9 protein-coding genes are annotated in these 9,570 nt (G+C 54.7%); 4 read left to right on the top strand and 5 right to left on the bottom strand.

The genetic code is table 11. The features are described 5' to 3' along the window. Positions 1 to 25: 25 nt before the first annotated feature. The 5 genes from DWV16_RS03905 to DWV16_RS03925 all read right to left on the bottom strand — a co-directional run bounded on the left by DWV16_RS03905 (position 26) and on the right by DWV16_RS03925 (position 4,827). On the bottom strand, positions 26 to 403 hold the full coding sequence (locus tag DWV16_RS03905; RefSeq protein WP_118477857.1) for a TnpV protein: 378 nt from the start codon (positions 401 to 403) through the stop codon (positions 26 to 28). 334 nt (positions 404 to 737) lie between these two features. Beyond that, positions 738 to 1,451 (bottom strand): GntR family transcriptional regulator, encoded by a 714-nt coding sequence (locus DWV16_RS03910; RefSeq protein WP_118477858.1) that lies wholly within the window; start codon positions 1,449 to 1,451, stop codon positions 738 to 740. Positions 1,452 to 1,719: 268 nt separating this feature from the next. Then, the gene (locus tag DWV16_RS03915) at positions 1,720 to 2,667 is read right to left on the bottom strand and encodes a transketolase family protein (protein ID WP_118477859.1); all 948 of its coding nucleotides are present in this window, start codon (positions 2,665 to 2,667) and stop codon (positions 1,720 to 1,722) included. After that, positions 2,658 to 3,497, bottom strand: a complete 840-nt coding sequence (locus tag DWV16_RS03920) for a transketolase (protein WP_118477860.1) — start codon at positions 3,495 to 3,497, stop codon at positions 2,658 to 2,660. Before DWV16_RS03920 ends, DWV16_RS03915 begins: the two co-directional genes overlap by 10 nt. A gap of 139 nt (positions 3,498 to 3,636) precedes the next feature. Further along, positions 3,637 to 4,827 carry a DegT/DnrJ/EryC1/StrS aminotransferase family protein gene (locus DWV16_RS03925; protein WP_158572772.1) on the bottom strand — a complete coding sequence of 397 codons (1,191 nt, stop codon included), beginning with the start codon at positions 4,825 to 4,827 and terminating at the stop codon, positions 3,637 to 3,639. Between the two features lie 244 nt (positions 4,828 to 5,071). Between DWV16_RS03925 and DWV16_RS03930 the strand changes: the two genes are divergently transcribed. From DWV16_RS03930 to DWV16_RS03945, 4 genes are read left to right on the top strand one after another with little or no spacing between them, the layout of a single operon-like run. After that, positions 5,072 to 6,031: an acetamidase/formamidase family protein gene (locus DWV16_RS03930; protein ID WP_118477862.1), complete on the top strand. Its 960-nt coding sequence runs from the start codon at positions 5,072 to 5,074 to the stop codon at positions 6,029 to 6,031. A 26-nt stretch (positions 6,032 to 6,057) separates the two neighbouring features. Further along, positions 6,058 to 7,002 (top strand): arginase family protein, encoded by a 945-nt coding sequence (locus tag DWV16_RS03935; RefSeq protein ID WP_118477863.1) that lies wholly within the window; start codon positions 6,058 to 6,060, stop codon positions 7,000 to 7,002. A 1-nt stretch (position 7,003) separates the two neighbouring features. After that, entirely contained in the window at positions 7,004 to 8,428 is a 1,425-nt protein-coding gene (locus DWV16_RS03940; RefSeq protein ID WP_118477864.1) for a YjiH family protein, read from the top strand. After that, a complete protein-coding gene (locus DWV16_RS03945) occupies positions 8,428 to 9,474 on the top strand; it encodes an alpha/beta hydrolase (protein ID WP_118477865.1) in 1,047 nt (348 codons plus the stop codon). The genes DWV16_RS03940 and DWV16_RS03945 overlap by 1 nt, the downstream gene beginning before the upstream one ends. Positions 9,475 to 9,570 lie beyond the last annotated feature (96 nt).

The raw sequence follows: 9,570 nt of genomic DNA on the forward strand, positions 1-9,570 counted from the left end.
TTGTAATATTCATTCTATCATATCATTATAAATAAATCATCTCATGCAAAACAATTTCTTCTGCCCGGTTGTGGATATTATTGTATCGCCGCACCCATTCCATTTGACGGGTACACTTTAATTCCTCGGTTACGCCCTCGGCAGCTTTCATTTGCTCCATGATGGTATCTAACCGTTCCTGTGCCTGTTCGTTCAGGTCTGCAAGATATGTCCACAATTCTCCGGTCAGTATCAATGTGTTCAATCTGGCTGGGTGGACTTCCCTTAAATATTCCCTGTGCATCCGTCCGTACTTTCCAATAGGGCGGTGTTCCTTCGGCAGTTTCAAGTCCGGGATGTAGTAATCTCCGACAAGGATATAATCAATTCTTTTTTCTGTTATTCTTGGTTTCAATTCGCTCATGTTTTTAATCTCCTCATTCTGGCTCATTTTTTTGCAAGTCTGGCTCTCCAGAAATATTGGTAAATCTTTGGTAAATTTGGGATTGAAGCACAAAAAACGCTTAAAAACGGGGCTTATGAGACGATATGAGACTTTTCATCATGCCCGGTAAATCCTGCCGTGGCAGACAAATAGGACTTTAATCATAAACTGCCCCTCAAAAATCAAGTATTTTAGGCGATTAATTAAGCCGATACATAATTGTTATTATAGCATGCTTTGTGGTAGTGAGACAACATATATCGATGCATGAAAAACGCGCAGGCTTGCTTTGGCTTGATTTGAGCTGTATGCTTCAGTGTCCGCCGGAAGCGGAAAAAGTTTTTATTTTCAGCACGTTGTCCCTCGTTGACAGGACGTCTTCCTCCACCAGGCTGATTGCCATTCCCACATCTCCCTGCAGCATAGCGTCAATAATTTTGATGTGGACAACAATATTTTCGGATACGAAGGAGGAGCTTTTGTTCTGCATCGAGTGATTGAGATTCAAAAGGCGGCTGCGCCTTGTCAGATTGCAGATATTTGTATATTCCTTACAGACGACCTCCGGCAGGAACTCAGCGAAATAATTGTGAAGCTCGATATCCAGATCGAAGATCTCACGCAGATGCCCCTCGGTGAAAGTTTGCATATTTTGATATGCCTCAAACCGCTGCCGGTATTCCATCAGCCTGCGGTGACTCGCCTTACGGGTTGCACAGAGCACAACCACCCGCTCGAGTGCCGCGCGTGCCTGATAGATGACATCCAGCTCTTCAAAGGTAAGTTCCCGCACAAAAGTCCCGTACTGCGGCTTGATTTCCAGATAACCGTCCCGCTCAAGGGAGCTTAAAGCCGCGGCCACAGGGGAGCGGCTGACGCCAAGTTCCTCACTCAGCTTTGCAACGCTCAGCTTGGTTCCGGGCTTGAGACGGTCCTCCACGATCCAGTCAAAAAGAATATTATACACCTGCTTGTTTAGTAAAACTTTGCTGATTTTGACTTCCGGTGTATTGTCGGTCCATTCCATAGTGTCACCTCTTATACAATTACCATCTAACGTGTTACGATTATTACTAGTTTAATTGTATTATATATAACCAAGCATGAAACGTCAATCTGTAAATTCCAAACAGTAACATGTCAAATTTGCAATCATCCGGCTAAATGCAAGCCTCTGTAAGATATGTCCGCAGCGTAATATAAAATGAACAGCCGGTTTAACCGGCTGTTCATTTTATATCAGAGGAATCGGTTGAAGGGCCTGCGGCAGCGCGTCCTCCGGCGCCTTGAAGCGTTTACGGATGCTGCCTCTTGGCTGCGGCCGCGCGTTCTGCGGCGGCGGCGATATCTTCCGGCAGCAGATGGTATTTTTTTGAAAGTGCGGCGTAGGAACCGCTTTCGGTGAAAGTGTCCTGCACGCCGATTCTTTCCAGCTTGACGCCAAGCCCGGCATCCGCGAGAACTTCGGCCACGGAGCTCCCCAACCCGCCGATCACGTTGTGTTCCTCCGCGGCAACCACTGCCCCGGTTTTTTGCGCGTAGCGGCGAATCAGCTCCGCGTCGACAGGTTTCAGAGAGAACAGGTCAACCACCGCGGCGCGAATGCCTTTCTCCGCGAGCAGCTTTGCGGCTTCCAGCGCGCGGCCGCTCATCACGCCGCAGGCAAAGATGACTACATCCGACCCGTCGCGCAGAACCTTGCCCTTGCCGATGGCGAAGGTTTCATCCTTCGGGTAGAGGTGCTCCATTTCGTCACGGGAAAGGCGGATGTACATCGGGCCCGGCGTTTCGACAGCCAGCCGGATGAGGTTTTCGGTCAGCACTTCATCCGAAGCCACCAGGACAGTCATGCCTGGAATCGCGCGGAAAAAGGCCAGGTCTTCGATGGAATGATGACTTGCGCCGTCATAGGAATCGGAAAGGCCGCCATAAGCGCCTATCAGTTTTACATTGAGATCTGCGTAGGCAATCAGCTCCCGCGCGGAAAGCGAACCGAGCGTTGCGAGGAAAACCGCAAAGGTGTTGACAAACGGGATTTTTCCCGCTGCGGCCATTCCGGCCGCCATCGCCACCATATTCTGCTCGCAAATCCCGACATTGAAGAACCGCTCCGGGCAGGCCGCGGCAAAAATACCGGACTTGGTGGAGGAGGAAACATCCGCGTCGAGTACTACGATCCGGTCGTCCCCGCGCCCGTATTTGGCAAGCGCGTTTCCATAAGCCTCACGGATTGTTATTCCCATGATTTGTTACCTCCCAGTTCCGCCATCGCTTTGGCATAGTCCGCGTCTCCAATCGGCTTGCCGTGCCATTCATTTTTGCCTTCCATGAAAGAAACTCCCTTGCCCTTGACCGTTTCCGCAAGGATGACACAGGGCTTCCCAGCGGATTTGGCCGTGTCGATCGCGTCAGAGAGCGCCGCCACATCGTGCCCGTCGCAGGTGATGGGAAAGAGCCCGAACGCCGCGAATTTTGCGGCGAGGTCGCCGAGCGGCAGGATTTCATCGCTTGTGCCGTCGAGCTGAACATGGTTGCGGTCGACAATCGTAATCAGGCGGTCAAGACCGAACTTGCTCACCGACATCGCGGCTTCCCAGATCACGCCTTCGTTGCATTCGCCGTCGCCAAGCACCGCGTAGACATAATTTTTCCGTTGGGAAACCTTATTGGCAAGCGCCACGCCCACGCAGGCGGCATAGGCCGCGCCGAGCGGGCCGGACGGCAGCTCAACGCCCGGGGTGTGCGCCGGGCAGGGATGCCCCTGCAGGCGGCTGCCGGCCTGACGGAGGGTGGCGAGCTCCTCTTTGGGAAAGAAGCCCTTTTCCGCAAGGATGCGGTAAAGCATGGGCGCGGCGTGCCCTTTGCTGAGCACTATCCAGTCGCGTTCCGGATCCGAGCGGTTCGACGGGGAGATGTTTGCCTTTGCAAAGTAGAGCACCGTCAGGATTTCGCAGCAGGAGAGCGATCCCCCGGGATGCCCGGTTTGGATGCTGTGGAGCTGTTCGATCAGATCCCGGCGGAACTTGGCGCAGTAATTTTGCAGCGAATCGCATTCCGCGGCGGTCAGTTTCATGGTCATCATCCTTTCATAATGGAGGGGGCCTTCTGTAGGCGCAGAGGAGGAACGCCATCCGTTTGAGTACGGGGGCTGGATAGATGCTGTCCACCCCCCCTTTTTTTTCGGGAGAGATTTCCGGCGCTAGCGCTGCGAATTACTTTTTATAGGAACCGAGCACCTTGTGAAGCGCTTTTGAGATATCTTCCGCATGCTGTTTGGTATGCTTTTCACTCCAGGGGATGAACAGCATGTGCTTGCAGGCTTCAACCGCGTTCGGGCACATCCCCAGCTCCATATGATGGTTGTGAGTCACCACATCATACATATAAATCGGATGCGGCAGGTAGCCCGGCGCACAGGCCATCCCTTCGGCTACGAGCGCGGCTGCCATCTCCTTATTTCCGGCGGTGAACTTTTCGGGATCGAATGCAAGCGCGTATTCGAAAAAGGTCTGGGTTCCCAGTTCAGTGTCGACCGGTGGGTAAAGCCCGTCGATGTCCGAAAGCAGCCGGGAAAGATACAGGGCCGATTCGCGGCGCTGCGCAACCAGCCGTTCCAGCTTGTTGAACTGTGCAATGCCGACTGCAGCCTGCAGGTCGGTCATGTGGTAGTTGGGCGCGAGGAAGAGATGGTCGCGGTACACTTCACGCGGCCAGGCCTTGTCGTGGCAGTGAACCAGCTTGCGTCCGCAGAGCTCGTCTTTCGGCGCCATCACCATGCCGCCGTCGCCGGTGGTCATGTGTTTCGACTGCTGGAACGAGAAGCAGGAGACGTCCCCGAAGGTGCCGACCAGCCTGCCTTTATAACGTGCGATGTGTGCCTGCGCGCAGTCTTCTATGAGGAAAAGGTTGTGCTTTTTGACAATCGGCATGATCCGATCCATGTCGCAGGGATATCCATAGAGGTGAACCACCATGAGCGCCTTGGTGCGCGGCGTGATGTGGCGTTCGATGTCGTCCGGGTCGATATTTTGGCTGATGGGATCGACGTCGACAAAAACCGGTTCCGCGCCCTGTAGCATCACGCCGAGCACGCTGCCTATATCGGTGATGGCGGGGATGAGGACCTCGTCGTTGGCGCCCAGGTTCAAAAAGTTGATAGCGGTGTGTAAGGCCGCGGTACCGGAGGAAACGCAGACCGCCTTCTCCACGCCGTATTTTTCCTCCCACATCTTCTGAAAGTCCTTGATCTTGGTTCCCCCGATGAAGCCGAGATTGCCAGCCGCGATGACTTCGGAGATCTGCTCCATTTCTTCCGCGCCGAAATCCCGCCCGGAACTGTTCATAATGGTCGGTAGCTTGTAATCGATAGCCGCGCGACCGCCGTTAATTGCCAATGTTTCCACGTAAATTCCTCCTGATTCAAAATGGCCTTTGATCAAATTATGTAACATGTTAGCTGTTGCAATCATTATAACAAGATAAGACAGAAAGTCAAGGGGGGATATAATTCTTTGCCTGTACAAAAAACATGCTAAAATTTAGCAATTTCCACGTAAATTTATTGTTTGACATTTCTAAACGACTATTTTATAATGAAATAAATCATTTAACATGTTAGCTGTCGGAAAAGGAAACGGAGGTCTTTGCATGGATCAGATGAAAACCGTACCGCTGCAGACGCAGCAGTTCCTCTTTGATAAGGAAGCTCCTGCTGTGCTGCGCGTGTCGCCGGGGGAGCGGATCAGGTTTGAAACCGAGGACGCGGATGTGAGCCTCATCCGGACGGAAAACGACCTCTATCAGGATTTTTCTGTCCTGTATGAAAAAGGCGGCGGCACAAACCCCCTGAGCGGCCCGGTCTATATCGAAGGCGCGAAACCCGGCGACACCCTCGCGGTGGAGATTCTGCGAATTGAACCCGGATACTGGAGAGGGGAGGGTTACACGGCGATCTTTTCGGGGCTGGGCGCACTGCAAAATGCGGCCGGAAGCCTCCAGCCGCCGCTTGAGCCGCGGACCAAGATCTGCCGTATCGCGGATGGCTTTGTCCATTTTAAAAGCCATGACAAAAAGCGGGAGATCAAGATTCCGACCAGCCCTTTCATTGGGACCATTGGGGTTGCGCCGAAGGAGGACCGCTGCTCCTCTGGAAAGATGGGGAGGGACTTCTGCGGGAACATCGATATACCGGCTGTGAAGGCTGGCAGCACGGTGCTTCTGCCGGTAAACGTCGAAGGCGCGCTGCTTTCGCTCGGAGATGTGCACGCCTGCCAGGGCGACGGGGAAATAACCGGCTGCGCGCTCGAATGCCAGGCAGTCGTCGAGGTGCGCGTGAACATTCTTCCGCGTGGACGGTCAACCTGCGAAAGCTGGCCGCAGCTGCTCGATGAAACCTATCTTGGCGTGTTGGTCCCGCTCGGCGCCCAGAACCTCACAATGGCGATGCAGTACGGCTACGCTGAACTCGCCCGTGTGATGGAAAAGCATTTCGGCTTTGACTTGCTCGATGCGTATCAGCTTCTGAACCTTGTGGGCGAGATCCGGGTTGGCAGTGAATTCTCCTGCCTGTGCCGGATTGCCCGGGCCTATCTCACCGAAGAAAAATAACTTCATGATAACGGGAGGAATTATTTATGCAGGCTAATTATGACGTCAATTTCAACACAGATGCAAACGCAAAGTATAAGTATGGCTTTATCGGGACCGAGTGGGACCAGGGCGGCTGCATCGGCCCATCTGGACAGCGCACCGGTCCGGCCTCGGTTCGTGAGGCCATGCAGCTCGCCTGGGGATATGTCCGGGATAACCGGATCTTTGACATCGAATCGAACCGTGTGGTGGATCTGAACGACATGATGATCAAGGACTTTGGTAATATCGACGATTACATCGTTACCGATTGGGAATACAGCAATGACAGGATCACCGAGAATGTCTCCAAGGTCATTGCCGAGGGCTTTACGCCGGTTGTGGTGGGAGGGGACTGTTCGATCCACTACCCAAGTGTGCGCGCTGTTCATAACGCCTGCGAAGGAAACATCGGCGTCATCTATATGGATGCCCACTGCGACTTTTACAACGACCTGCGCAAATACGGCAACCTCTCCCACGGCCATCCCTGCGGCAACATTATGAAGCTTCCGCGCGTCAACGGCGAAAACGTGATCCACTTCGGCATCCGCGCCTACGAGAAGCCGGAATTCTATGATTACATTGTGAACCACGGTTCCCATGTGATGACCCCACAGACCTTCTATAAGCTCGGCATCGCTGAGTCGGCCAAAGAAGCCCTTGCGATCCTCAAAAAGAACACGGAAAAATTCGTCATCTCGCTGGACATCGATGTTTTTGAAGCGGCGGTCGCGCCCGGTTCAGCCGGCCCGGAGGTGGGCGGCTATTCCTCCTACGACCTGCAGGAATTCCTCAAGATCCTCGCCCCGGAAGCGGCCGGATTTGTAATCACCGAGGTGAACCAGACCACCGACTTCAATAAGCACACAGCCATCCTTGCGGCAAAACTCTTCAATGATTTCATGATATATAATTACGCGGCCAACAGCGGAAATTGGAGGAGATAAAATGGAGGATAAAAATGTTGCGGTAAAATCTGAGCCAGCTGCCCCGTCGGATGTCCGTCCCGCCGTTGGAACAATGATCGAGGGGGTCAACACCCCTTTTGCCTACACAAAGTTCCTTCTCTGTTCATTTGCCGGCCTTGCGCTGTTTTTGATCCCGATAAAATGGAACGGGGACTGGACGATCGGCGTCAGCATCCTTTCGGATTCGCTGATGGTCTATATCGAGCCGGTCATCGCCTGGCTCTGTGTCACCATCACCCCGGTTTCCGCAATTCTGAGCCTGCTCGCCAAACTTGCGAAGCCCAGATTCATCATGGAACATAAGATGATGAAGGACCTGTTCGACGTCGAGTGGTTCTGGGTCATCATCCGTGCGCTGGGCGGTATTTTCATTGTCATGGTCTTTTTGCAGGTCGGGCCCGAATTCATCGTCGGGGAACTGACCGGAACCGTTGCTTACAATATGGTCGTCTGGCTCGGCGGTCTGATCACCCTGTGCACCTGGCTGATCGTATTCCTCACCGACTTCGGTTTCATGGAGTTCTGCGGCGTCATGGCGGAAAAGATCATGCGCCCGGTATTCAAGCTGCCGGGCCGTTCGGCGCTCGACTGCATCGCCTCCTGGCTCGCGGCGCCGCCGGTCGCGGTCATGATTACCGTCGGCCAGTATGAGGACGGCTACTATACCGACCGCGAAGCGAGTGTCGTGTCCACCTGCTTCTCGCTGGTGGGCATATCGGCGGTGCTGGTACACATCCAAAATCTGCATCTGAAGCATTATTTCTTCCCGATTTACGGCACCGTCTGCATCGCCGGCGTTGCCTGCGCAATCATCTGCGCGCGTATCTACCCGCTCGGCACCAAAAAGGACACCTATTATAAAGGCGTCTGCAATGCGGTTCCGCAGCAGCTCCCGGCAAATACCTCGCGTTTTTCGTTCGCAATGAACCGAGGCCTGGCAAAAGCGCAATCGGTCAAGTCTGCGGGTCCGCTCGCCAGGCTCTGCCTGAAGAACACCGCCGACATCTGGATCGGGCTGACCCCGGTCATCATGGCGCTGGCCACCATCGCGCTCATTCTGGCGGAGTACACGCCGGTGTTTGATATCCTTTCATATCCTTTTGTCCCGCTTCTGAACCTTCTGCAGATTCCGGAAGCCGCGGCGGTTGCGCCGACCTTTCTGATCGGTTTTCCGGATCAGCTGATGGCGGCTGTCGTGGGCGGCGCGACGGTAACTTCTGAATATTCCCGCATTGTCATCGCGATCGTTTCTTTGAACCAGCTCATTTATATGTCGGAAACTGGCGCGCTTCTGATGAAATCCTCGCTTTCGATCAACTTTAAGCAGCTTGTGATCATCTTCCTCGAGCGGACCATCATCACCCTGCCGTTCGCGATGATCGCGGCGCACCTGCTGACCGCGTGATGGAAACCATCCGAGAAGAAGTTCTGCCAAACGGGCTTGTTTCGATCATCCGGCAGAGCCCCGGACATCGGCGCGGGACGCTTGACCCGTCGGTCTATCCCATCTGCAGGAAAGCGCCGGAGCTCGTTTATCCGGCGGACCCTGACCGGCTCGCTGAAGGGGATATCGAAGCCCTGCGCGCGCAGATGGGTTTCCCAAGCAGGGATCTGTCGGACGGGGTGCGGGTGGACAGGCGGATTCTGCACTCCGCTAAAGGTGAAATCCCCCTGAGCGTTTACCGCTGCGGCGGCCTGTTACGGCCGCCGCCCGCGCTTTTTCTGCATGGCGGCGGCTTTTTGGCGGGCTCCGCCGAGCTTTATGACAATCTTTGCAAATACGTTGCAGCGAAAGCCCGTTGCACCGTGATAGCGCCCGATTACCGGCTCGCTCCGGAGAACCCCTTCCCGGCGGGCCTTGATGACTGCTGGGAAACGCTTGTCTGGGTAAACGAAAACCCGGATGCGCTCGGTACGCGCCCCGGAAAGGTCAGCGTCTTTGGAGACAGCGCTGGAGGAACCCTGGCCGCGGCCTGTGCGCTTCGCGGTCGGGCGGAGGGCGCGGGCCGTATCGCCGCACAGATGCTTCTGTATCCCTGTCTGAACTGCGGGATGCTCCCGACGGGTGAGCCCGGCTGGGATTTCGCCTTTTATGAGGTTTCCCAAGAGCCGGATCTGCTGCAAAGAGTGATCTGTGATACCAAGAAATTCATGGAGGTGATCAAGCGGACCTATGTGGAGGAGCCGGGGCAGCTTTGCCTTCCCGGCGTGTCCCCGTTTCTGGCGGCGGACTTTCATGGGTTGCCTCCGCTCACGATGATCTGCGCGGAGTACGACTACCTGTGTCCGGAGGATGCGCTTTTTGCGCGGAAGCTTGCGGATGCGGGAGTGGCGTCTCGGCTGCTCCTCTATAAAGGTGTCCCTCACGCTTTTGCAGAGATGCTGGGGATAGCGCCTCACGCACAGGACTGCCTTGACGAGGTCTGCGCCGCGATTCGCGGTACGGATTGAATAATGCCATCCACCATCTTCTGGAAAATCAGAAAGCCCCCGGGATTTGGGGGCGGAAACTGAAAAAAGCCGAATATAAGGGCGGGCCGGGCTGAT

The organism is Anaerotruncus sp. AF02-27 (assembly GCF_003465835.1).
GTDB lineage: Bacteria > Bacillota > Clostridia > Oscillospirales > Ruminococcaceae > Anaerotruncus > Anaerotruncus rubiinfantis.